Here is a 21,172-nt window from a genome sequence, read left to right as displayed (position 1 = left end):
CTCTGGTCCCGTGACCGAGCAGCAACTGGTGCGGACACCGGCCGTGAGCGACGCGCCGGTGTCGGGGGAGACGTCGCCGGTGCCGCTGGCGGCGAACCTGCGGTCGGTGGACCGCCGGGACAAGCCGAGTCGCACCGACACGCTGGCCGCGCAACTGTCCCCGATCGTGGGCGGGCCGGTCGGTGAGCACGCCCTCATCGGCCGGGTCCGGTTCTGGACGCCGCTGCGCGTCCTGCTGGCCTTCGCCCTGGTGTTCCTGGCGCTGGGCTGGGCCGGCAAGGCCGCCTGCATCCAGCAGACCACGGACAGTTCCGGCCAGCTCACGCTGGACTGGTCCAACGGCCGGCAGTACGTGGCGATGTGCTATTCGGACACCGTCCCGCTCTACGGCGCCGAACATCTCAACGAACTCGCGTTCCCGTACCGCAAACAGTGGACCGACTTCGACGGCGACGGCCGCCCGCACACCCGGTACATGGAATATCCGGTGTTGTCCGGGCTCTATCAGTACGGCGCCGCGGAGGTCTCGTACGCCTGGAGCCGGATCCGGCTGACGCCCAAGGCGCTGCCGGTGGTGCTGTACTTCGACACCGCCGCACTGGGTCTGGCGATGGCCTGGCTGGTGACCGTGTGGGCCTCGTCGCAGCTGGCCGGGCGGCGGGTGTGGGATGCCGCGCTGGTCGCGCTCTCGCCGCTGGTCCTGGTGCACATCTTCACCAATTTCGACGCGCTGGCCACGGCGTTCGCGGCCGGCGGGATGCTGGCCTGGGCGCGCCGGCGGCCGGTACTGGCCGGGATCCTGCTCGGACTGGGCGGGGCGGCGAAGCTGTATCCGCTGCTGCTGCTCGGCCCGATCGTGCTGCTGTGCCTGCGCACCGACAGTCGGCAACGACTGCCCGGCCTGCGAGACCTGTTGTGGCACCGCGGGATCGACACCGGCGATGCGATCCGCGAATATCTGGCCGGCGCGCGGATCCGTCCGTTGCGCGCCGCGGGTCTGACCGTCGCCGGGGCCGCGGTCGCGTGGCTGGCGGTGAATCTGCCCATCGCCCTGCCGTTCCGGGGCGGCTGGTGGGAGTTCTTCCGACTCAACACCGAACGGCACGCCGACCCGGATTCGATCTACAACGTGGTGACCTCGTTCACCGGCTGGCAGGGTTTCGACGGTCCGCTGAATCCGGAGCACACACCGACCCTGCTGAATGCCGTGTCGCTGCTGCTGTTCCTGGTCGCCTGCGCGGTCATCGCCTACATCGGGCTCACCGCGCCGCGCCGGCCGCGGTTGGCGCAGTTGGCATTCCTGGTGGTGGCGGCCTTCCTGATCACCAACAAGGTGTGGAGCCCGCAGTATTCGCTGTGGCTGGTCCCGCTGGCCGTGCTGGCGCTGCCGCATCGGCGAATCCTGTTGGCGTGGATGACGATCGACGCCCTGGTGTGGTTCCCCCGGATGTACTACTACCTGGGCACCGACCGCAAGGGCGTGCCGGAGCAGTGGTTCACCGGCACGGTGGCGCTGCGGGATCTGGCCGTCGTCGGGCTGTGTGCCCTGATCATCCGGGAGATCTACCGGCCCGCAACCGATCCCGTGCGACGGGGCGGGGTCGACGATCCGGGGGGCGGCATCCTGGACCACGCGGTCGACCCGCTGCTGCCCTGGCTGCCGCTCGCCCTGCAACCGCAACCCACCCCGCCATCGCTCAGGCCGCTACCGAATCCCGAACCAGCCGTTGCCATTCCCACGGATCATGGGCACTGATCGTGGTCACCTCGTCGCCGTGCCGCCGGACCAGTTCGCGCAGCCGCGCCTGTGTGCCGAGCCGTAGGTCCCGGTGCACCTCGAAGCCGGTCTGGACCATGTCCAGGATCGGATGCGGATGGTGCTCCTCGTCCAGTTCGCGGTGGTAGTAGTAGGCATCCCCGCAGTGCAGCAGCCATCGGTCGCCGTCGCGCACCGCGATACCGGTATGTCCGGCGGTGTGCCCGCCCAGTGGGACCAACAGGAACTCCGGCGGTAGGCCGGCCGGTTCGATCGCGTCGAAGCCGAACCAGTCACGATCGCGCCGCGCGGTGTGGGTGACCCACCTGGGTCCGTGTGCCCAGTGCGCCGGTCGGTAGCGCCGCGACGGCGCCTCGGCCAGCGCGGCGTCGAGTTCGGCCGTCAGCACGTGCACGTCGGCCTGCGGGAAGTCCGGTAGCCCGCCGCAGTGGTCGACGTCGAGGTGGGTCAGCAGGATGTGCCGCACGTCCGCGGGGTCGTGGCCGAGCCGCCGGATCTGCTGGATCGCCGTCTCGGCCTCGTCCAGGACCGGGCCCGCCATCGCCACCCATTCCGCGCCGAGGGTGCCGTCCGGGTCGCGCACATCGTCGAGGCCCATTCCCGTCTCCACCAGGACCAGGCCGTCGCCGGTCTCGACCAGCAGGCAGTGGTTGACGGCCGCGGCGGGCTCCGGGCCGGAATAGGTCGCTTCGATCCGCCGGACGGATCCGCAGTTGAGGTGATGAATCGTCATGTCGGCTAGTCTGTGACTTGAACTGCACTTCAAGTCAAGGAGCCGCGATGGATTCCGATCTGCTCGACATCGCCGAGGTGGCGGCGCGATCCGGGCTCGCACCCTCGGCCCTGCGCTTCTACGAGAAGAAGGGCCTGATCGTCCCCGCCGGCCGCAACGGGCTGCGCCGCAGTTACGCCCCCGAGGTGGTCACCCGCCTGGCGTTGATCTCCTGCGCCCGCCGCGCGGGATTCACCATCGCCGAGATCGAGCGGGTCCTGCGCGCCACACCGGGCGATACGGCACTGCGCGAACGACTCTCGGCGAAGGCGCGCGAGGTCGACGAGGACATCGCCCGGCTGATCCGGATGCGCGACGCCCTGGACCACGCCGCTACCTGTGATCACGCGCTGCTGGTGGACTGCCCCGAATTCACCTCGATGCTGCGGGTTCCCGTCGCAGCGTGAGGGCGCGGCGGACGGGCGACCGCCGACCGGCCGAACCGACGGGCTTTCCCGGCTCCGCGCGACGGGCGCGGAACCGCTTGCGTACCAACAATTTCAGCGATGAGTGCGCACCGGCGTCTCGGCACTCGCGGTCGAGTGGCCGACCGCCCCGGCTGTGACGACAGCATGGTCGGCCTGCCCCGCAGGGGCGGGCCGACACTGCATCGACGCGGTCAGCTCGCCGCGCGGACGTGCCGGGGCGTGGCGAGCGCGCGCGGCTCGGATGCCGCCAGCGGAACAGGCTGGGAGACAACCGATTCGGTAAACGGTGCGGTGCGACGAGCGGCCAGCACCAGACCGACGACACCGACGGCCAGTCCCGCGACGGTCAGCGGGTGCAGCGGCTGGCCCACCACCAGCCAGGCCAGCAGCGCGGTGACGGCCGGGGTGGCGAAGAACAGTCTGCCGACTCGGGTGGTGTCCCAGCGGCGCAACATGGCGTTCAGCAACAGGAACGCGCCCATCGCATTCACCAGCACCATCCACGCCAGGGCGCCCGCGAAGCGCGCGGGATCCGCCACGTGGAAATCGTGGTGGGCCAGGGCGAGCAGGCCCGCGACCGGGGCGCTGGCCAGCGCGTGTACCGCGGTGGCCGATCGGGAGTCGATCTCCGGAGTGAATCGTTTCTGGTACACCGTCCCCAGACTCAGGCCCAGCAGGCCGACGACGCAGAGCAGCAGGCCGGCCATCGACAACGCCGACTGATCGGCGACCGCCAGCGCGACGCCGACGCCACCAACGGCGAAACCCAGCCACTGCCGGCGGGACACCCGCTCCCCCAGCACCCGGCCGGCGAACAGCGCGATCACCACCGGGTTGAGGCCCTGCACCAGGGAAACCACTGCCGCAGAGACATGTTCGGCCATGGCCGTGTAGAAGGCGCCGAACTGGACGATCTGCATCAGCAGACCCGCCACGATTGCATGGGCCAGCTGCCGTCCGCGCGGCCATTCGGCATGCGCCACAACGGCATACGCCGCGAGCGCCAGACCGGCCAGGCCGAATCGGCCGAACAGCAACAACATCGGAGGCGCCGCGCCGACTCCGACGACTCCCGCGATGAACGCGCTGCTCCACATGAGGACGAAGGCCGTCGGCGCCGCCACCGTCAATGCCCGAGTGTGCATCGATCCTCCCAAAGTAACCACCTTGACTGGTTACTACTGTCACATCGCCCACAGTAACCTGTCAAGGCGGTTATGATCGGAGAGGTGTTCACCTTCGTCAGCGGGAATCTCGCCCTGGACTACGCCGGTACCGTCGAGGCGCGCACCACGGAGTACCGCGACCGGCTGGTCACCGCCGCCGATCTGGCGGACTGGCTGGTCGCCGCCGGACTGCTCGATGCCGTCCCGGCGGGCGACGCCGAGGCGCTGCGACCGGCCGTGGAGCTCCGCGAGGCGATCTACCGGCTCGGCGTCGGCGCCCTGCACGGCGAACCGTTCGACCCCGCGGATTCGGCGCTGCTCAACGAGGTCGCCCGCGGCTGCCCGCCTCGGGTGGAACTGGTCGCCGACGGGGTCGTCCGGCGCACCGGCACCGTCGACGCCGCGCTCGCCGCGATCGCCCGGTCGGCGATCGAACTGCTCGGCAGCCCGGACCGGTCCCGCGTCAAACAGTGCGGCCGGGACACCTGCACCCGGTTGTACGTCGACACCTCGCGCGGCGGCTCACGCCGCTGGTGCGATATGGCCGGTTGCGGCAACCGGGCCAAGAGCGCGGCGTTCCGGCAGCGGCACGGAGCGTGATCGGCGCCGCACTCAGTGACCGACCGCCACGAGTTCGCTCGCCGGACGGCCGACCGCCGGCGGTTCCGGTTCGCCGTGGCGCGGCCGCGCCCGGATGAAGGCGAAGAAGAAGAACACCAGCAGGATCGCGCGTCCCCACACCCCGAACAGGACGACGTTCTGCTCGACATCCGCCTCGCCCGTCGTGCCGAGCGAATGGAAATAGCGGAATACACCGATGCCGATAGCCAGGTCCGCCAGCAGATACAGGCCGATCGCCGTCCAGGGCACGTCCAGCAGGATCATGAACGGCAGCAGCCAGAGCGTGTACTGCGGCGAGTGCACCTTGTGGAAAAGCAGGAATCCACACAGCATCGCCCCGCTCACCCCGACCCACGGAAAGACGCCGGTGGTCCGGAAACGCCGCCACCCCAACCACATCGCCAGCACGAACGACACCAGGATCAACGCCGGCGAGGCCGCCGACACCACTTCCTGGAAGGACTGCTCGCTACCCGGCAGATCGCCGAACATCGGCCGCACTCCCCAGTACCAGATGGAATTGGTGGTGATATCGGCCTGCCGCATCTGCTGAAAGGTGATGGAGGCCCGCCAGCCGTGATACCCGGCCAGCGCGAACGGCAGATTGATCAGCACGACCGTCGTCACCGCGGCCAGCACCACCGCCGCGGCGGATCCGAGGTCGTAGCGCCGCCCGCGCCCGTCGCCGGGACCGTCGAACTCTTCGCCCCCGGTCAGGACATAGGCCAGCAGCGGCAGCACGAAGATGCCCGGATAGAGCTTGAGACAGAATCCGATCCCGAGCAACACAGCCGCGATGATCCCCCGGGTCCGCAGCGAATATCGGGTCAGCGTCGCGAGCACGTACACCGCCCCGACCGCCGTGCACACCACCGGCAACTCCCAATTGTGGAAGGCGTAGAGCACCAGCGGCGGCCCGACCGCCCACAGGAACGCCGCCGAACCCGACAACCGGCCCAGCATCCAGGCGATGAGCAGCGCGAACGGCGCCAGCAGCAGCGCCGAGTGCAACAGGAAATCGGCGTCGTTGTCCGCACCCGCCGCGCCGAGCCACATGAGCAGCCCGCTGAGCACCGGATACTCCACGGCCCCGCCGATCAGCGTGCCGTCGGGCGTGATGTCGCCGTTCACATACGGGAAGACGTGCATATTGATGTCGCGGCCGAGCCAGAGGAACTGGATGTCCGAGTAGCAGACCTCGGAATCCTTGAACCGGTCGAACAGCAGGCTGCGACCGTCGGCCGTGAAAGGCGCTCCCGCACAACGAGCCTTGTTCAGATACGCGAATATCAGGGTGACCGCGCAGAGCAGGACCGCGGTCACCGCGAGCCCCCGGCCCACCGCGCGGACGGTACCGCCGGCGGCAGGTCGACTCGACATGGGCACCACGATAGGTGGACTACCCGATCAGCGCCGCATTCTCATTTCCCGCGGGATCGATTTCGGGGACGGACCTGCGGTCGGGTAGCCTTGTCGGGTTGCTGACGCAACGACCCCTCCTGCCACGGACCGTCCGTGGCCGTTTCCAGTCCACAGGAGGTGATGGGTTCCCGTGCGTCATTATGAAGTGATGGTCATCCTCGATCCGACCCTGGACGAGCGCACTGTCGGTCCGAACCTGGACAAGCTGCTCTCCGTGGTCCCGCAACAAGGCGGCAAGATCGACAAGGTCGACATCTGGGGCCGGCGTCGTCTGGCCTACGAGATCGCCAAGCAGAGCGAAGGCATCTACGCGGTCGTCGATCTGACCGCCGAGCCGGCCACCGTGAGCGAGCTCGACCGCCAGCTGGGGCTGAACGAGACCGTGCTGCGCACCAAGGTCCTGCGCCACGGCAAGTAAATCCCCTGTGTTCGCGTGACCGTGCCGGTATACGTCCGAGCCTGTCTCTAGGCTCTAGCGCAACCGACGAGTGCACGCGGACTGCACCGGAAAGCAGGAGGAACCCATGGCAGGCGATACGGTCATCACCGTCATCGGCAATTTGACGGCGGACCCGGAGCTTCGATTCACGCCCGCGGGCGCGGCGGTGGCCAATTTCACCGTCGCCTCGACCCCGCGCGTGTTCGACCGGCAGAGCAACGAGTGGAAAGACGGCGAGGCGCTGTTCCTGCGCTGCAACATCTGGCGCGAGGCGGCGGAGAACGTCGCCGAGAGCCTCACTCGCGGCTCCCGCGTCATCGTCAGCGGACGGCTGAAGCAGCGCTCGTACGAGACCCGCGAGGGTGAGAAGCGCTCGGTCGTCGAGCTCGAGGTCGACGAGGTGGGTCCTTCCCTGCGTTATGCCACCGCGAAGGTCAACAAGACCACGCGGGGCGGCGGAGGTGGTGGCGGCGGCGGCTTCGGCGGCGGCGGCAACTCCAACTCCAATTCCGGTGGCGGAGGTGGGGGCTTCAGCGGCTCCGGTGGTGGTCGCGGCCAGAGTGCCGGCGACGACCCGTGGGGCAGCGCTCCCGCGGCCGGCTCCTTCGGGGGCGGCCAGATGGACGACGAACCGCCGTTCTAGACGGCTCACGCTCGGGTCCGCGAATGCGGCTCCCAGACATTACGGAGTAAGAAAAATGGCCAAAGCACCGGCGCGCGAAAAGGTGCTGAAGAAGAAGGCCTGCACCTTCTGCAAAGAAGGCAAAGGCAAGGTCGTCGAGATCGACTACAAGGACACGGCACTGCTGCGCAAGTACGTCAGCGACCGCGGCAAGATCCGTGCCCGTCGGGTCACCGGCAACTGCGTGCAGCACCAGCGGGACATCGCCATCGCGGTCAAGAACAGCCGCGAAGTGGCGCTGCTGCCGTACGTGTCCACGGCTCGCTGAGAGGGAGGCACACGATGAAGCTCATTCTGACCGCTGATGTGGACAACCTCGGTGCGCCCGGCGACACCGTGGAGGTCAAGGACGGTTACGGCCGTAACTACCTGCTGCCGCGCGGCCTGGCGATCACCGCCACCCGGGGCGCGGAGAAGCAGGTGGCGGGCATCCGCCGGGCCCAGGAGGCCCGTCGCGTGCGCGACCTCGACCACGCCAACGAGCTGAAGCAGGCCATCCAGGGCCTGGATTCGGTCTCCCTGACGGTCAAGACCGCGGGTACCGGCAAGCTGTTCGGCTCGGTCACCCCGTCCGACGTCGCCGCCGCGCTCAAGTCGGCCGGCGGCCCGGTCGTCGACAAGCGCAGCATCGAGCTGCCGAAGGCGCACATCAAGAGCACCGGCAAGCACACCGTCGCGGTGCACCTGCACCCCGACGTGGTCGCGAAGTTCGACCTGCAGGTTCTCGGCGCCGAGTGATGCTGCGGCGGTACTCGTCCGGGTACCGCCCGCCGCCGCGGCGTCTGCCGTAGCCCACTGGACAGGCCACCTCCGTATTTCGGTACGGGGGTGGCTTTCTCCTGCGCGCTCTCGATATTTGCGAATAGTTAGCCAGCGATTCGCAGGTGATCGGTCACGGATCGACGCCCGGCGAATTGTGATCCACGCCGCATCGATACCGCATTTATCCGCAGGTCCTGCGGATATGTGGACAACTCGAGAACCGACCGATCGCATTGTGTCACCGGTCACACAGCGCGCGCACACTTGTTAACCCAACACGCCCGGCCGTTCACCTCGAACGACACGCCGTAGGGAATTTGATCCACAAGTGCGCAACCCGCAGAACACAGATCTACCTGCCGCTCGTGCGGGATCGAATCCGGTTGTCCCCAAGTAGTACACAGGGGGTGCACAACGGCAGGTGAACTGTGCCCAGTTTATCCACAAGTCTGCACACACAAGCGTTTGTAGTCCCCAGCCCGGTCCCCTAGGTTCTTCCCCGGTGCGATGATCGGACGCTCGGAACAGCCCATTCGATCGGCCCCGCACCGCGCACCCTCGGTTTGCTGCGACCGCCCTGCGAGAATGCGGCAACGGCCGAGGTGACGCGGGGTGCACCGCCGCGAATGTCAGTGCCCAGGCGTACAACATCATCGTCGGAGGTCATCGTCGAACGTTCATCGCCGATGGCATCGGAAGGTCCGCAAGCCGGGCGTGGGGAGAGAGGACGGTCGAGTCTGGTGGCAGTCGTCGATGATCGCGGGCACTCGGAGTACTCGGATGCTCCCGGAGAGGATTTCGGCCGGCAACCACCGCACGACATGGCGGCCGAGCAGTCGGTGCTGGGTGGCATGCTGCTCAGCAAGGACGCCATCGCCGACGTCGTGGAAGTGTTGCGCCCCGGCGACTTCTACCGTCCCGCGCATCAGGCCGTCTACGACTCGATCCTCGACCTGTACGGCCGCGGCGAGCCGGCCGACCCGGTCACCGTGGCCGCCTCCCTCGACCGCCGCAACGAACTCAAACGCATCGGCGGCCCGCCCTACCTGGTCACCCTCACCCAGACCGTCCCCACCGCCGCCAACGCCTCCTACTACGCGGAAATCGTTGCGGAGAAGGCGATCCTGCGCCGCCTCGTCGAAGCCGGCACCCGCATCGTGCAATACGGCTACGCCGGCGCCGACGGCCAGGACGTGGCCGAGGTCGTCGACCGCGCCCAGGCCGAGATCTACGAGGTCACCGAGCGCCGCTCCAGCGAGGACTACAGCCCCCTGGAAGAACTGCTGCAACCCACGATGGACGAGATCGACTCCATCGCCAGCCGCGGCGGCATGTCCCTCGGCGTCCCCACCGGCTTCACCGAACTCGACGAGATCACCAACGGCCTCCACCCCGGCCAGATGATCATCGTCGCGGCCCGCCCCGGCGTCGGCAAGGCCCTCGCCCTCGACACTCCCCTGCCCACCCCCACCGGCTGGACCACGATGGGCGAAGTCGCCGTGGGCGATCGGCTCCTCGATGCCCACGGCCGCCCGACCCGCGTCGTGGCCGCCACCGAGGTCCTCCTCGACCGCCCCTGCTACGAGGTCGAATTCTCCGACGGCACAGTCATCGTCGCGGACGAGCAGCACCAATGGCTGACCGAGACCCGCGCATCACGGCGATCGGCCCAGCAGGCCGCGAGCGGATACCACCGATACCGCACCCAGCGCACGTTCGCAGCGGTCCGCACCACCGCCGAGATCGCCGCCACACTGCGCTGTGCCACGGCCGACCGCCGCCTCAACCATTCGGTGGCGAACACCGCCCCCCTGCAACTCCCGGATCAGCACCTTCTCGTACCGCCGTACACCCTCGGCGCCTGGCTGGGCGACGGCACCTCGGCCGCCGCCCAACTGACCACGGCGGACCCCGAGGTCGTGGCCCGCATCGAGGCCGAGGGCATAGTCGCCGCCCCATCGGAAACCACCGCCTTGCGGTACTCCCTGCGATTACCGGACGACGAACCCGTCGCCCCACGATCCTGCGTGGTCTGCGGTGCCGAATTCGTTCCCTTCACCAGCGAGATCCGGACCTGCGGCCGAAGTTGCGGCGGCAAGGCCCGATTCGTATCGGCCCCGGTTCCGGCTCCGACCTGCCCGCAGTGCGGCGAAGCCTCGATCGGGCTGCGGCTGTGCCAGAGATGCCGGAACGCTGTGGGATCCGTGCAAGCTCGCTTACGAACTCTGGGCGTGCTGAGCGCCAAGCACATTCCGATCCACTATCTCCGGTCCTCGGAGCGCCAACGCAGGGCCTTGCTGGCCGGACTACTGGACACCGACGGAACCGTGACCCACGGTGGCTCCGTGCAATTCACCATCACCAATCGTCGGCTGGCACGAGACGTCGAGGAGTTGATCGTCGGTCTCGGCTACCGCTGCCACCGAACGACCAAACGGGTCCGAGGACGATCCGAAGCGTCGTCGACCGCGTACACACTGACCTTCGCCACCGACGACCAGGTCTTCGGATTGCATCGGAAACACCTGCTGCACAAGGAGCGTCGCGCCACACGCAGCACCGCGCGATCCGGCTCCCGGTACGTGGTCGACGTACGACGCGTCGAGAGCGTGCCCGTGCGCTGCGTCGAGGTCGACAACCCCGACCATCTGTACTTGGCCGGTCGCGCCATGATCCCGACCCACAACTCCACGCTGGGAATGGATTTCATGCGGAGTTGCTCGATCAAGCACGGGCTGGCGAGTGTCATCTTCTCGCTGGAAATGAGCCGCACCGAGATCGTGATGCGTCTGCTGTCGGCGGAGGCGAAGATCAAGCTCGGTGACATGCGGGCCGGACGGATGAGCGACGACGACTGGACCAAGCTGGCGCGGCGGATGAGCGAGATCAGCGAAGCCCCACTGTTCGTGGACGATTCGCCGAACATGACCATGATGGAGATCCGGGCGAAGGCGCGGCGGCTCAAGCAGCGCGCCGACCTGCGGCTGGTGGTGGTCGACTACCTCCAGCTGATGACCTCCGGCAAGAAGGTCGAATCCCGCCAGCAGGAAGTCTCGGAATTCTCCCGAAGCCTCAAGCTGCTGGCCAAGGAGCTCGAGGTCCCGGTGGTCGCGATCAGTCAGCTGAACCGTGGTCCGGAACAGCGAACCGACAAGCGGCCCATGGTCTCCGACCTCCGCGAATCCGGCTCGCTGGAACAGGACGCCGACATGGTCATCCTGCTGCACCGCCCCGACGCGTTCGAGCGGGACGATCCCCGCGGCGGCGAGGCCGACCTCATCCTCGGCAAACACCGTAACGGCCCGACCGCGACCATCACCGTCGCCCACCAGCTGCACCTGAGCCGGTTCGTCGATATGGCTCGGGGGTAGCCCGCGGTCTCAGCGCAGCAGGCCGAGATCGCGGAGATTCTCTGCGGTATCGATGATCGTGGTCTCGGCGGCGCGGGGTTTCCAGGCGAGTTCCTCTCGGGCACGGTCGTTGTGGATGACGAGGCGGGCCGGTTCGGGACCGGGGGCCTCCTCGGTAGGGACGCGTTCGGCGGCCGGGCCCAGGCGGTCGCGGAGTATCCCGGCCAGTTCCAGGAAGGTGAGGGTCGGGCCGTCGGCCAGGGCGAGGTAGCGGTTGCCCGCTGCCTCGGGGGTGGCCATCGCGCGGAGGTGCAGGTCGGCCACGTCGCGTACGTCGGCGATGCCGAAGCGCTGGCGGCGGACGACGGGCATGTCGCCGTCGAGCATCGCCTTGATCAGGGCCAGCGAGGAACGCACGGAGGCGGTCAGGGTCGGGCCGAGGATGAAGGTGGGGTTGACGACGACGAGTTCGGTTGTGCCGCCCTCGCTTTCGATGAAGTCCCAGGCGGCCCGCTCGGCGACGACCTTGGACCGGGGATAGAGCGGCAGGCCGGGCATGTCCGGGTCGGTCCAATCGGATTCGTCGTACTCCCCACCGGGTTTGGGCGTGTAGCCGATCGCCGCGAAGGAGGAGGTCAGTACGACTCGCCGGGCGCCGGCGTCGCGGGCGGCTCGTAGCACCCGGACCGTGCCGTCGCGGGCGGGCACGAGTACCTGCTCGGGGTCGTCGCTCTCGATCATCGGGGAGGCGGTGTGGTGGATCTCCTCGCAGCCGGCCACCGCGGCCGCCCAGCCCGCGTCGGTGGTCAGTTCGGCGGCGACGACTTCCAGTGCGGCGTCGTCCGCGCCGCCGCGCCGCACCGCCGCACGCACATCGGCCTCGCGTTGCGGGGAACGCACCTGTGCGCGTACCCGACGCCCCTCCCGCAGCAGCGCGGCGGTCAGGTGTGTGCCCAACAGACCGGACGCGCCGGTCACCAGTACCCGGTTCATCCCAGGATCACCTCTTCCAGCCGGGGATACATCCTCTGCACCCGTTGATTCGCTTCGTCTTCCGCGACCGCGTCGCCGTGGTCGCGGGCATCCCACAGCGCCGCCTTGGCGTGCAGGTATTCGAGATGGACACGCAGCGCCGCGATCCGGTCCTCGATCTTCTCGGCATGTCGCAGCAGCAGATCGCGCTGCTCGCCCGCCGCTTCGTGTCCACGCGCCCGGTTGGCCTGATAGGTGCGCATATCGTCGATGCTCATGCCCGCCGCGCGCAGGCACGCCAAGACCTGCGCGGTGTCGAGGTCGTCCTCGCGGTAGCGGCGGTGTCCGCTGCTCGGATCGCGCTCGACCGGGCCGAGGAGTCCGACCTGTTCGTAGTAGCGCAACGTGGGCTCGCTCAGCCCACTGCGACGGGACACGGCTCGGATGGTGAGACCTGCCATACAGCAAGTCAAACAAACTTGAAGCGCTTGAAGTCAAGGGCGCCACGAGGGTGACAGGGTGCGGACGCGGCGGTACGGTTTCGAGCGCGCCACGCCTCCGCTGCTTCGGAAGACGACCCGGCGAGCCCTCGAGAAAAAAGTTCGGAAAAGTTCGGCGGGGATGTCGAGAATGCGGTGACGGCTCCGTTCCAGGGGTGAGCGATCGACCGGATCGCACCTTCGACAGGAGAACATCATGGCCAAGTACCTGCTGCTCAAGCACTACCGTGGCGCGCTGGAACCGCTGAACTGCGCGCCGATGGATCAGTGGACGCCCGACGAGGTGGCGGCCCACATCGGGTTCATGCACGATTTCGCGAAGCGGCTGGAGGGCACCGGCGAATTCGTCGACGCCCAGGCGCTGGCGCCGGAGGGTGTGTGGGTCCAGTACGGCGGGGAGGGTAAGCCGCCGGTCACGGACGGGCCGTTCGCGGAGACCAAGGATCTGATCGCGGGGTGGATGGTCATCGACGTCGATTCGTACGAGCGGGCCCTGGAGCTCGCCGGGGAGTTGTCCGCGGCGCCGGGTCCGGGCGGGGAGCCGATCCACGAGTGGCTGGAGCTCCGGCCGTTCCTGACCGCTCCGCCGACCGTCACCGAATGACGGCCGCCGACGCGGTGGACGCGGGCCGGCTGCGGGAGTTGATCCCGGGCGTGCTGACGGCCCTCGTCCACCGCGGGGCGGACTTCGCGACGGCGGAGGATGCCGTGCAGGAGGCGTTGATCCGGGCCGTCGAGACGTGGCCGGCGCGGCCACCGGCCGATCCGAAGGGCTGGCTGATCACGACGGCGTGGCGGTGTTTTCTCGATCTCGCCCGTGCGGATGTCGCGCGCCGGCGGCGGGAGTCGCTCGTCGCGGATGAGCGGCCGCCGGGACCGGCCGTCGCGGTGGACGAGACGCTGCGGCTCTATTTCCTGTGTGCGCATCCGCGGTTGTCGTCGGCGTCGGCGGTGGCGCTGACGTTGCGGGCCGTCGGCGGGCTCACCACCCGGCAGATCGCGCAGGCGTACCTCGTGCCCGAGGCGACGATGGCGCAGCGGATCAGCCGGGCCAAACGCACGGTGAGCGAGGTCCGGCTGGATCGGCCCGGGGATCCGCACACCGTGTTGCGGGTGCTGTATCTGGTGTTCAACGAGGGATACGGCGGGGATATCGATCTGGCCGCGGAGGCGATCCGGCTGGCCCGGCAGTTGGCGGCGATGACCGACGATCCGGAGGTCGCGGGGCTGCTCGCGTTGTTCCTGCTGCATCATGCGCGGCGCGACGCGCGCACCCGCGCCGATGGGAGTCTGGTGCCGCTGGCCGAGCAGGATCGCAGGCGGTGGCGGGTCGATCTGATCGCCGAGGGGGTCGGCATATTGCAGGCGGCGCTGGCCCGGGATCGGCTCGGGGAGTATCAGGCCCAAGCCGCGATCGCGGCGCTGCACGCCGACGCGCAGACCGCCGAGGAGACCGACTGGGTGCAGATCGTCGAGTGGTACGACGAGTTGGTCCGGATCACCGACAGCCCGATCGCGCGGTTGAACCGCGCGGTCGCGGTCGGTGCGGCGGACGGTCCGCGGGCGGGACTCGCCGCACTCGCCGAGCTCGATCCGGCACTGCCGCGCTACACCGCTTCCGCCGCCTACCTGCACGAGCAGGCCGGTGACATCGGGACCGCGGCCGAACTCTATGTCCGGGCCGCCGCACAGGCGACCAATCTCGCCGAACGCGACCACCTCACCCTCCGCGCCGCCACTCTGCACCACCGTCGCCCCGATGGCGTTTGACCGCAGCACTTTTCGACAGGTCGCGGTCGATACCTGTTGCGGTGCAACGATTCATGCCGTCCCAGCATGACGGTGCCGATGCGTACCCGACGTGCCACGGGCACCCGCGACGGCAACAGTGCGGTGTGCCGCAACGATGGCGACAGCACGGCCACGGCATTCCGGCGGTGCCGACCCGGCACACGTCAGGAACGCGACAGAGGAGTGGGGAAACACCGGCCGAAAGCCGGGATGTCGCGGCGGCGGGCACGCTGGTTGCGCAGACTGTCGGCGAGACGCTCGCCATGATCGGCGAGGGATTCCGGAGCCCCCTTCCCCTTCCACCATATATCGCCACCCGGGGCTTGCCGCAAGGCCCCGTGTACCCCGCATAATCGCTGGTCGACGCCGGAACCTGCGAATATGGGAGGGGTATGTCGGTGCACGAGTACCAGGACGAACTGCGGTCGGAGGGCGATTACGTGGCCGGGCTGTACGCGCGGCTCGACACCGAGCGGGCGGGTGCGAACCAGCGGTACCGGGCGGCGCTGCGCGCGAACGACGGATCCCTGGTGGATCGGGACGCCGAGGTGCGGGCGCTGGCCCGCGAGGTGAAGCGGCTGGATGTGGCGGACAACGGGCTGTGTTTCGGCCGCCTGGACACCGTGACGGGTGAGCCGTCGTACATCGGGCGGATCGGCCTGTTCGACGCGGCGAACGAGTTCGAGCCGTTGCTGCTGGATTGGCGGGCGCCCGCGGCGCGCCCGTTCTATGTCGCGACCGCCGCCAGCCCGGAGGGGATGCGGCGCAGGCGCCAGTTCCACTCCCGCGGCCGTCGGGTCGTCGATTTCACCGACGAGGTGTTCGGCCGGCCCGGCGACAGCGACCGGGGTGACGCGGCGCTGCTCGCGGCGGTGAACGCGCCGCGTGGGGAGGGTATGCGCGATATCGTCGCGACGATCCAGGCCGAACAGGACGAGATCATCCGGCTGGAGCATCCGGGTGTCCTCGTGATCGAGGGCGGACCGGGCACCGGGAAGACGGTGGTGGCGCTGCATCGCGTCGCCTATCTGCTCTACACCCAGCGGGAGCGGATGGAACGTGACGGGGTGCTGGTGGTCGGGCCGAATCCGGCCTTCCTGCATCACATCGGCCGGGTGCTGCCGTCGCTGGGCGAGTCGAATGTGGTGTTCGCGACCACCGGCGACCTGGTACCGGGCCTGCACGTCACCGCGGAGGACACCCCGGAGGCCGCCCGGCTGAAGGGTTCACTGCGGATCCTGGACGTGCTCGCCGCGGCCGTCGCCGACCGGCAGCGGCTGCCCGGGCAACCGGTGACGATCGAGTTGTCCGATGTCCCGGCGCGGATCGACGCCGAGATCGCGACATGGGCCCGGGAGGAGGCGCGGGCGAGCGGATTGCCGCACAACGAGGCCCGCACGGTGTTCGCCGACATCATCGCGTATGTGCTCACCGAGCGGACCGCCGCACGGGTCGGTCGCGGCTGGCTGACGCGGGACGACAAGGAGGACTGGGAGCGGCTGCGCACGGATCTGCGCACGGAACTCGAGGGCGACGAGGCGTACCAGGCGATGCTCGACGAGCTGTGGCCTATCCTCACCCCGCGGACCCTGCTGGCCGAATTGCTCAGCAGCCCTGAACGATTGCGGGCGGCGGGCGCCGACCCGGCGTTGTCGCGCACCGAGGGCGAGGCCTGGACGGTGTCGGATGTGCCACTGCTCGACGAACTGGTGGATCTGCTCGGCCCGGACAAGCCCGCGGATCGGTCGGCCGAGCGGCAACAGCGGGCGGAGGCCGCGTACGCCGCGGGCGTGCTGGATCTGATGGTCACGCGCGAGGATTCGATGGACGACGAGGACCACCTGTTCGCCACCGATCTGCTCTACGCCGAGGATCTGGCCGATCGCTTCCTGGAGCGGGACACCCGGGAATTGGCCGAACGTGCTGCGGCGGAACGGGATTGGACCTACCGGCACGTGGTGGTCGACGAGGCGCAGGAACTCTCCGAGATGGACTGGCGGGTGCTGATGCGGCGCTGCCCGAACCATTCCTTCACGGTGGTGGGCGATCTCGCGCAACGCCGGTCGTCTGCCGGTGCGATGTCCTGGGATTCGATGCTGGCCCGGTACGTTCCCGGCCGCTGGGTGTACCGATCGCTGACGGTGAACTACCGCACCCCGGCGGAGATCATGGCCGTGGCCGCCTCGGTGCTGGCGGAGTTCGCGCCTGCGATCCGGCCGCCGGATTCGGTGCGCGCCTGCGGGGTCCGGCCCTGGGCCCGGCGGGTCACCGACGACGAATTACCCTCGGCCATCGAGGAGTTCGTGCGTGACGAGGCCGGCCGCGAGGGCACCTGCCTGGTGATCGGTCCGCCGGGGGTGCCGGGCACGGTCCCCGCGGCGCAGACGAAGGGCCTGGAATTCGACGCGGTCCTGGTGGTGGACCCGGATCGGATCCTCGCCGACGGCCCGCGCGGCGCGGCCGAACTCTACGTCGCCCTCACCCGCGCCACCCAGCGCCTCGGCGTCCTGCATCGGGGTCCGTTACCGGCGACCCTGTCGGGTCTGATCGAGACCGAGTCCCGGTCTCGGCGGTCCGCCTGATATCGGTCTCGCCCTGCGCCGCAACCGTTCTCGGGGTGCGGGGATCAAGTTCTGGCCCCTGCGGCCCAGTTCGGATCACGGCCGATGAACCCCAGCAGTCTGTCCTGGGCGTCGGCCGTGTCCGGCACCTCGACCCGGGGACCGTATTGGCCTGAACTGCGCAGGATCTCGTCGAGCGGTTCCATGCCCGCCAGCAGATCCGCGCAGTGCTCCGGATCGAGCCGGTCGTCCTGACCGGTGGCGCGGGCGAGATCCCAGGTGTGCAGGAACACGTCCGTGGTGTAGAACTGGTCGATCGCGCGATCCAGCGGCAGTTCGCCGATATGCGGGTTGACCAGTACCCGGTCGGCGGTGGCCGGGTCGTCCAGCAGGGCCTGCACCGCTTCGGTGTGAATCTTCCAGGCGCCCACCGGATCGCTGTCGACCGGGGGACCGTCCGGCAGTGTGACGCCCGCGCCCGCGGACAGCAGGCTGGGCAGCCATTCGATCAAGTGCCGCACCACATCTCGCGCGATCCAGTCGTCGACCGGTGACGGCGCCGCCCAATCCGTGACACCTTCCACCCGTTCGGTGAATTGCCCCGCGACGCGGCGGTGCCGCTCGGCGGGCCGGTCAGATATCGCCATCGATGATCATCCCTTCGAGCTCGGCATACCCCTGGGTGATGCCGGTTTCCATATCGCCGGACAACTGAGCGTTCCGGCTTTCGATGCTGTCGACCAGCGACTGCACCCGCAGCCGCGATCGCCCGGCACCACAGTCTTCGAACCGAAGGGTCTGCAGCGCAACGTTGTCCGGCTCACCCTCATAGGTGAAGGTCTGCACGATGCGGTCCGGCCGCACCTCGTGGAAGCATCCGTGGAATCCGTATTCGACGCCGCCGACGAGGGAGACGTACCGCCAGCTGCCGCCGGTCCGGGCGTCCCAGTGCTCGATCCGGGTCCGAGTGCCGGCCGGTCCGACCCAGCGGGCGTACAGCGCCGGGTCGGTGTGCGCGCGGAACAGCTGCGCCGCGGACGCCGTGAACGCCCGGCTGATCCGGATGATCGGCAGCACCGGATCAGCCTCGACGGTCGTGGTCATTCGCATCCTCCTCGTCCATTTCCGCGAGAACCGCGTCCAGCCGCCGATATCGCTGCTCGGCCCGCACCCGGTACCGCTCGATCCACTCCTGCATCCGGTCGAAGCCCCCGGCCTCCAGCCGGACCGAGCGCGGCTGCGGCCCGGGCGGCCGGCTGACCACCCCGGCCTGCTCCAAGATCCGCAGGTGCTTGTACACGGCCTGGACGGACATCCGGTACGGCTGCGCCAGCTCGCTCACCGTGGCGTCGCCCTCGGCGAGCCGGGACACGATGCCGCGGCGGGTGGGGTCGGCCAGGGCGGCGAAGACCCGGTCCAGCGCGTCGGTCGTCACATCCGCCTCCTTCAACCGATCGGTTGAAAGGAGCGTACCGGGCCGGCAGCCGATCTTCAACCGATCGGTTGAAAGACCATGCCGCAGAGGTCAACGCGCACACATCGAACCGACTTCCGCTCACCGTTTCGCAGTGACGATCGCGCGCGGGCGGATGCGGGTGCGGGTCGTGTACTCCTCCAGGGCATGCGCCAGCCAGCCGGCGGTACGGGCGACGGCGAAGAGGGTTTCGCCGGAACCGGCGGGCAGGTGGTGGACGGCGCCGAGCAGGGCCAGCCCGAAGTCGATGTTGGCGGCGGGCCGCCGGCGGATTCGCATCTCGGATCGGATCGCCTCGGCCACCGCGACTTTCGGGTGACCCGGATGCTGTGCGCGGATTCGGTCCAACAGGTGCGTGCCGCGACCGTCGACGGTGTAGACCGCATGTCCGAAGCCGGGGACGCGTTCGCGGCGCCGCAGCCGGTCAGCGACGAGCCGCACCGCCTCGGCGGGGGTATCCGCCTCGGCCAGTAGCCGTTCGACGGCCAGCGACGCGCCGCCGTGCATCACGCCACCCATCGCGCCGAGCCCGGCGCCGACCACGGCGAACGGATCGGCCGACACCGAGGCGGCGACCCGGGCGGCGAAGGTGGACGCGGCCAGTTCGTGGTCGGCGAGCAGGACCAGCGCGGTGTCCAGCAACGCCGGATCCGGTCCGCGATCGGCCGCACGGGAGGTGAGCCGCGACCGCAACAGCTCGGCGATCGAATCGCCGGCCGGTTCCGAGCGCGGCGGCAGTGCCCGGACCATCCCCGCGATCAGGCTGCGCGCGAGCGTGCCGACGGATTCGGGATCACGCCGCGTCCGCAGCGGATCGCCGATCGCGAGGGTGGACACGATGATCGGCAGTCGATCGAATATCGGTGTGGCATCGGGCAGGTGGAGCTGGGCGAGCCGGGCGGCCGCGAGCCCCTCCGGCCGCGGGGTCCACGGTCCGGTGTCGCGGCGATCACCGGTCCACAGCCATTCGGCGACCCCCTCGAACCGGTCGGTGCCGGCCAGTTCGAGGGCGTCCAGTCCACGGTAGTACGGGCGGTCATCGCCGAGTTCGGTGATCGCCGACTCGATGGCGATCTCGGTCGGCGCGGGACGTCGCCGGGGCCGGCCACGGCGGGCCAGTCGCTCGATGTCGGCGGGATCGAAGAGGCTGCGGCGCAGCTGCGGATCGTAGTGCCGGCGCAGCACACCACGGCTGACGTAGGCGTACAGCGTCGCCGGCCGCACCCCGAGCCGATGCGCCGCGGCCGCGGTATCCAGCCACTGCTCAGCCATGAGGTTGATGATAATCAACGTTGATTACGCTGACGCCGACGCGGGAGAGTACTCGCATGGATCTCGACAGGCAGTTCGACCTGCAGGCCCGTGCCTGCGAACGACTCGGATCACCGCTGTACGCCGCCCTGTGCCGATCGATCATCGACGATATCCGCGACGGCGGCCCCTGCGCCCGCGTGCTCACGGGATACGAGCAGTCGGAGCCGGCCGCGGCGGTGCCGTTGCGGCTGCTGGCCGCCGTGCACGCGTCGGCGCTGTCCGGCGTGGCACCGGAACTCGCGGCCCATTACCCGAGCGCCGGCGGCCATGTCGAACCCGGCTCGGAACCGTTGGCGTGGAAGGCTTTCCGTGAGCTCGTAGACACCCGGGTGGAGTGGATCCGGGACTGGCTGACCAGGCCGCCGCAGACCAACGAGGTGGGCAGATCGGTCCCGTTGCTGGCCGGGCTGCTCGCGGCGGTGGACGCGACGCCGCTGCCGATTCGCCTGCTGGAGTTGGGCAGCAGCGCCGGGCTCAACCTGCGAGCCGACCATTTCCGTTGGCGCGCAGGCGATATCGCGTGGGGCCCGGAGGGGTCGCCGGTCACCGTGCCGGACGCATGGCAGGGACCGGTGCCGGAGTGGCTGGCCGGGGCGGTGCGCCGCCATCCGAGCGTCACCGTGGTGGAGCGGCGCGGCTGCGATCCCACGCCGCTGGATCCCTCGTCGCCGCGTGATGCGCTCGCGCTGCGCGCGTATGTGTGGCCGGATCAGGTCGAGCGGTTCGCCCGGCTGGACGGCGCATTGCAGGTCGCCGCGCAGGTTCCCGCCGAGGTCACCCGGATCGGCGCCGCGGCGTTCCTGGCGGACATCGAACCGATTCCCGGAGTGCTGACGGTGGTGTGGCATTCGGTGATGTGGCAGTACGTGCCGAAGCCGGAATGGGCGGCCGTGAGCGCCGAACTGGCTCGGCTGGCGGACACGACCGGACCCGGATCGGGCTTCGCGCACATCGCGTTCGAACCCCAGGACAGCAGCGACGACCGGCACGGGTTCCGCCTGATCGCCCGCATCGGACAGCGGCCACCGGTGGTACTCGCGCGCGCGAAACCCCATGGGGTACCGACGTTCCGGTATCCCGGCGATGAGCCGGAGCCCGGTGCGAGCTGAGTTCGCCGGAGTTCGTGCCGACCGAGTCGGCG

The 21,172-nt window shown here is 69.2% G+C and carries 21 protein-coding genes; 12 read left to right on the top strand and 9 right to left on the bottom strand.

The window, feature by feature from the left end; translation table 11 throughout:
• Positions 1 to 10 precede the first annotated feature (10 nt).
• The gene (locus NRB56_RS13625; RefSeq protein ID WP_406603473.1) at positions 11 to 1,756 is read left to right on the top strand and encodes a glycosyltransferase family 87 protein; all 1,746 of its coding nucleotides are present in this window, start codon (positions 11 to 13) and stop codon (positions 1,754 to 1,756) included.
• Here NRB56_RS13625 and NRB56_RS13620 read toward each other — a convergent pair.
• Positions 1,698 to 2,510, bottom strand: coding sequence for an MBL fold metallo-hydrolase (locus tag NRB56_RS13620; protein ID WP_153341907.1), 813 nt, complete (start codon positions 2,508 to 2,510; stop codon positions 1,698 to 1,700). The genes NRB56_RS13625 and NRB56_RS13620 overlap by 59 nt on opposite strands.
• Before the next feature lie 47 nt (positions 2,511 to 2,557).
• Between NRB56_RS13620 and NRB56_RS13615 the strand changes: the two genes are divergently transcribed.
• Complete coding sequence (locus NRB56_RS13615; RefSeq protein WP_153341905.1) at positions 2,558 to 2,956, top strand: MerR family transcriptional regulator; 399 nt, start codon at positions 2,558 to 2,560, stop codon at positions 2,954 to 2,956.
• A 212-nt stretch (positions 2,957 to 3,168) separates the two neighbouring features.
• Here NRB56_RS13615 and NRB56_RS13610 read toward each other — a convergent pair whose 3' ends face one another.
• Entirely contained in the window at positions 3,169 to 4,122 is a 954-nt protein-coding gene (locus NRB56_RS13610; RefSeq protein WP_153341903.1) for a DMT family transporter, read from the bottom strand.
• Between the two features lie 84 nt (positions 4,123 to 4,206).
• Between NRB56_RS13610 and NRB56_RS13605 the strand changes: the two genes are divergently transcribed.
• Entirely contained in the window at positions 4,207 to 4,743 is a 537-nt protein-coding gene (locus NRB56_RS13605; RefSeq protein WP_319942960.1) for a CGNR zinc finger domain-containing protein, read from the top strand.
• 12 nt (positions 4,744 to 4,755) lie between these two features.
• On the opposite strand, the gene NRB56_RS13600 is transcribed toward NRB56_RS13605, so the two are convergent.
• Complete coding sequence (locus NRB56_RS13600; RefSeq protein WP_153341899.1) at positions 4,756 to 6,144, bottom strand: glycosyltransferase 87 family protein; 1,389 nt, start codon at positions 6,142 to 6,144, stop codon at positions 4,756 to 4,758.
• 172 nt (positions 6,145 to 6,316) lie between these two features.
• Here NRB56_RS13600 and rpsF point away from each other — a divergent pair, with 172 nt between their 5' ends.
• The 5 genes from rpsF to dnaB all read left to right on the top strand — a co-directional run bounded on the left by rpsF (position 6,317) and on the right by dnaB (position 11,440).
• Positions 6,317 to 6,604 carry a 30S ribosomal protein S6 gene (gene rpsF / locus NRB56_RS13595; RefSeq protein WP_026343947.1) on the top strand — a complete coding sequence of 96 codons (288 nt, stop codon included), beginning with the start codon at positions 6,317 to 6,319 and terminating at the stop codon, positions 6,602 to 6,604.
• A 106-nt stretch (positions 6,605 to 6,710) separates the two neighbouring features.
• On the top strand, positions 6,711 to 7,268 hold the full coding sequence (locus NRB56_RS13590) for a single-stranded DNA-binding protein (protein ID WP_153341897.1): 558 nt from the start codon (positions 6,711 to 6,713) through the stop codon (positions 7,266 to 7,268).
• Between the two features lie 55 nt (positions 7,269 to 7,323).
• Positions 7,324 to 7,575 carry a 30S ribosomal protein S18 gene (gene rpsR, locus NRB56_RS13585; protein ID WP_153341895.1) on the top strand — a complete coding sequence of 84 codons (252 nt, stop codon included), beginning with the start codon at positions 7,324 to 7,326 and terminating at the stop codon, positions 7,573 to 7,575.
• A gap of 14 nt (positions 7,576 to 7,589) precedes the next feature.
• Positions 7,590 to 8,045: a 50S ribosomal protein L9 gene (rplI, locus tag NRB56_RS13580; RefSeq protein ID WP_153341893.1), complete on the top strand. Its 456-nt coding sequence runs from the start codon at positions 7,590 to 7,592 to the stop codon at positions 8,043 to 8,045.
• 764 nt (positions 8,046 to 8,809) lie between these two features.
• Positions 8,810 to 11,440 carry a replicative DNA helicase gene (dnaB, locus tag NRB56_RS13575; RefSeq protein ID WP_319942959.1) on the top strand — a complete coding sequence of 877 codons (2,631 nt, stop codon included), beginning with the start codon at positions 8,810 to 8,812 and terminating at the stop codon, positions 11,438 to 11,440.
• Between the two features lie 9 nt (positions 11,441 to 11,449).
• Here the strand turns inward: dnaB and NRB56_RS13570 are convergent, their stop codons facing one another.
• Both NRB56_RS13570 and NRB56_RS13565 read right to left on the bottom strand, forming a co-directional pair.
• Complete coding sequence (locus NRB56_RS13570; RefSeq protein ID WP_153341890.1) at positions 11,450 to 12,412, bottom strand: NAD-dependent epimerase/dehydratase family protein; 963 nt, start codon at positions 12,410 to 12,412, stop codon at positions 11,450 to 11,452.
• Positions 12,409 to 12,828, bottom strand: a complete 420-nt coding sequence (locus NRB56_RS13565) for a MerR family transcriptional regulator (protein ID WP_319942958.1) — start codon at positions 12,826 to 12,828, stop codon at positions 12,409 to 12,411. Before NRB56_RS13565 ends, NRB56_RS13570 begins: the two co-directional genes overlap by 4 nt.
• 259 nt (positions 12,829 to 13,087) lie before the next feature.
• Between NRB56_RS13565 and NRB56_RS13560 the strand changes: the two genes are divergently transcribed.
• From NRB56_RS13560 to helR, 3 genes are all read left to right on the top strand, one after another.
• Entirely contained in the window at positions 13,088 to 13,495 is a 408-nt protein-coding gene (locus NRB56_RS13560; RefSeq protein WP_153341886.1) for a YciI family protein, read from the top strand.
• Positions 13,492 to 14,661 carry an RNA polymerase sigma factor gene (locus NRB56_RS13555; protein ID WP_153341884.1) on the top strand — a complete coding sequence of 390 codons (1,170 nt, stop codon included), beginning with the start codon at positions 13,492 to 13,494 and terminating at the stop codon, positions 14,659 to 14,661. The genes NRB56_RS13560 and NRB56_RS13555 overlap by 4 nt, the downstream gene beginning before the upstream one ends.
• Before the next feature lie 413 nt (positions 14,662 to 15,074).
• Positions 15,075 to 17,264 (top strand): RNA polymerase recycling motor ATPase HelR, encoded by a 2,190-nt coding sequence (gene helR, locus NRB56_RS13550; protein ID WP_194290837.1) that lies wholly within the window; start codon positions 15,075 to 15,077, stop codon positions 17,262 to 17,264.
• Between the two features lie 44 nt (positions 17,265 to 17,308).
• On the opposite strand, the gene NRB56_RS38315 is transcribed toward helR, so the two are convergent.
• The 4 genes from NRB56_RS38315 to NRB56_RS13535 form a co-directional block, all read right to left on the bottom strand.
• Positions 17,309 to 17,890, bottom strand: coding sequence for a TIGR03086 family metal-binding protein (locus tag NRB56_RS38315; protein ID WP_194290836.1), 582 nt, complete (start codon positions 17,888 to 17,890; stop codon positions 17,309 to 17,311).
• Positions 17,877 to 18,347 carry an SRPBCC domain-containing protein gene (locus NRB56_RS38310; protein WP_194290835.1) on the bottom strand — a complete coding sequence of 157 codons (471 nt, stop codon included), beginning with the start codon at positions 18,345 to 18,347 and terminating at the stop codon, positions 17,877 to 17,879. Before NRB56_RS38310 ends, NRB56_RS38315 begins: the two co-directional genes overlap by 14 nt.
• On the bottom strand, positions 18,325 to 18,678 hold the full coding sequence (locus NRB56_RS13540) for an ArsR/SmtB family transcription factor (protein ID WP_319942957.1): 354 nt from the start codon (positions 18,676 to 18,678) through the stop codon (positions 18,325 to 18,327). Before NRB56_RS13540 ends, NRB56_RS38310 begins: the two co-directional genes overlap by 23 nt.
• 120 nt (positions 18,679 to 18,798) lie before the next feature.
• On the bottom strand, positions 18,799 to 19,989 hold the full coding sequence (locus NRB56_RS13535) for a citrate/2-methylcitrate synthase (RefSeq protein ID WP_153341880.1): 1,191 nt from the start codon (positions 19,987 to 19,989) through the stop codon (positions 18,799 to 18,801).
• 56 nt (positions 19,990 to 20,045) lie between these two features.
• On the opposite strand from NRB56_RS13535, the gene NRB56_RS13530 reads away from it, so the two are divergent.
• Positions 20,046 to 21,140, top strand: a complete 1,095-nt coding sequence (locus NRB56_RS13530; protein WP_153341878.1) for a DUF2332 domain-containing protein — start codon at positions 20,046 to 20,048, stop codon at positions 21,138 to 21,140.
• The last annotated feature ends 32 nt before the right edge of the window (positions 21,141 to 21,172 follow it).

The organism is Nocardia aurantia, from assembly GCF_009604425.1.
Taxonomy (GTDB): Bacteria; Actinomycetota; Actinomycetes; order Mycobacteriales; family Mycobacteriaceae; genus Nocardia; species Nocardia aurantia.
The sequence above is the reverse complement of the archived record's forward strand: the minus strand, read 5'-3'. Positions and strand labels throughout refer to the sequence as shown.

Excerpts from the sequence above, each read along its gene's own strand:
- rplI (WP_153341893.1), top strand. The coding sequence starts at position 7,590 with ATGAAGCTCATTCTGACCGCTGATGTGGACAACCTCGGTGCGCCCGGC.
- NRB56_RS13590 (WP_153341897.1), top strand. The coding sequence starts at position 6,711 with ATGGCAGGCGATACGGTCATCACCGTCATCGGCAATTTGACGGCGGAC.
- NRB56_RS13600 (WP_153341899.1), bottom strand. The coding sequence starts at position 6,144 with ATGTCGAGTCGACCTGCCGCCGGCGGTACCGTCCGCGCGGTGGGCCGG.
- NRB56_RS13535 (WP_153341880.1), bottom strand. The coding sequence starts at position 19,989 with ATGGCTGAGCAGTGGCTGGATACCGCGGCCGCGGCGCATCGGCTCGGG.
- helR (WP_194290837.1), top strand. The coding sequence starts at position 15,075 with ATGTCGGTGCACGAGTACCAGGACGAACTGCGGTCGGAGGGCGATTAC.
- NRB56_RS13530 (WP_153341878.1), top strand. The coding sequence starts at position 20,046 with ATGGATCTCGACAGGCAGTTCGACCTGCAGGCCCGTGCCTGCGAACGA.
- NRB56_RS13570 (WP_153341890.1), bottom strand. The coding sequence starts at position 12,412 with ATGAACCGGGTACTGGTGACCGGCGCGTCCGGTCTGTTGGGCACACAC.
- NRB56_RS13615 (WP_153341905.1), top strand. The coding sequence starts at position 2,558 with ATGGATTCCGATCTGCTCGACATCGCCGAGGTGGCGGCGCGATCCGGG.
- NRB56_RS38310 (WP_194290835.1), bottom strand. The coding sequence starts at position 18,347 with ATGACCACGACCGTCGAGGCTGATCCGGTGCTGCCGATCATCCGGATC.
- NRB56_RS38315 (WP_194290836.1), bottom strand. The coding sequence starts at position 17,890 with ATGGCGATATCTGACCGGCCCGCCGAGCGGCACCGCCGCGTCGCGGGG.
- rpsR (WP_153341895.1), top strand. The coding sequence starts at position 7,324 with ATGGCCAAAGCACCGGCGCGCGAAAAGGTGCTGAAGAAGAAGGCCTGC.
- NRB56_RS13610 (WP_153341903.1), bottom strand. The coding sequence starts at position 4,122 with ATGCACACTCGGGCATTGACGGTGGCGGCGCCGACGGCCTTCGTCCTC.
- NRB56_RS13555 (WP_153341884.1), top strand. The coding sequence starts at position 13,492 with ATGACGGCCGCCGACGCGGTGGACGCGGGCCGGCTGCGGGAGTTGATC.
- NRB56_RS13560 (WP_153341886.1), top strand. The coding sequence starts at position 13,088 with ATGGCCAAGTACCTGCTGCTCAAGCACTACCGTGGCGCGCTGGAACCG.
- NRB56_RS13620 (WP_153341907.1), bottom strand. The coding sequence starts at position 2,510 with ATGACGATTCATCACCTCAACTGCGGATCCGTCCGGCGGATCGAAGCG.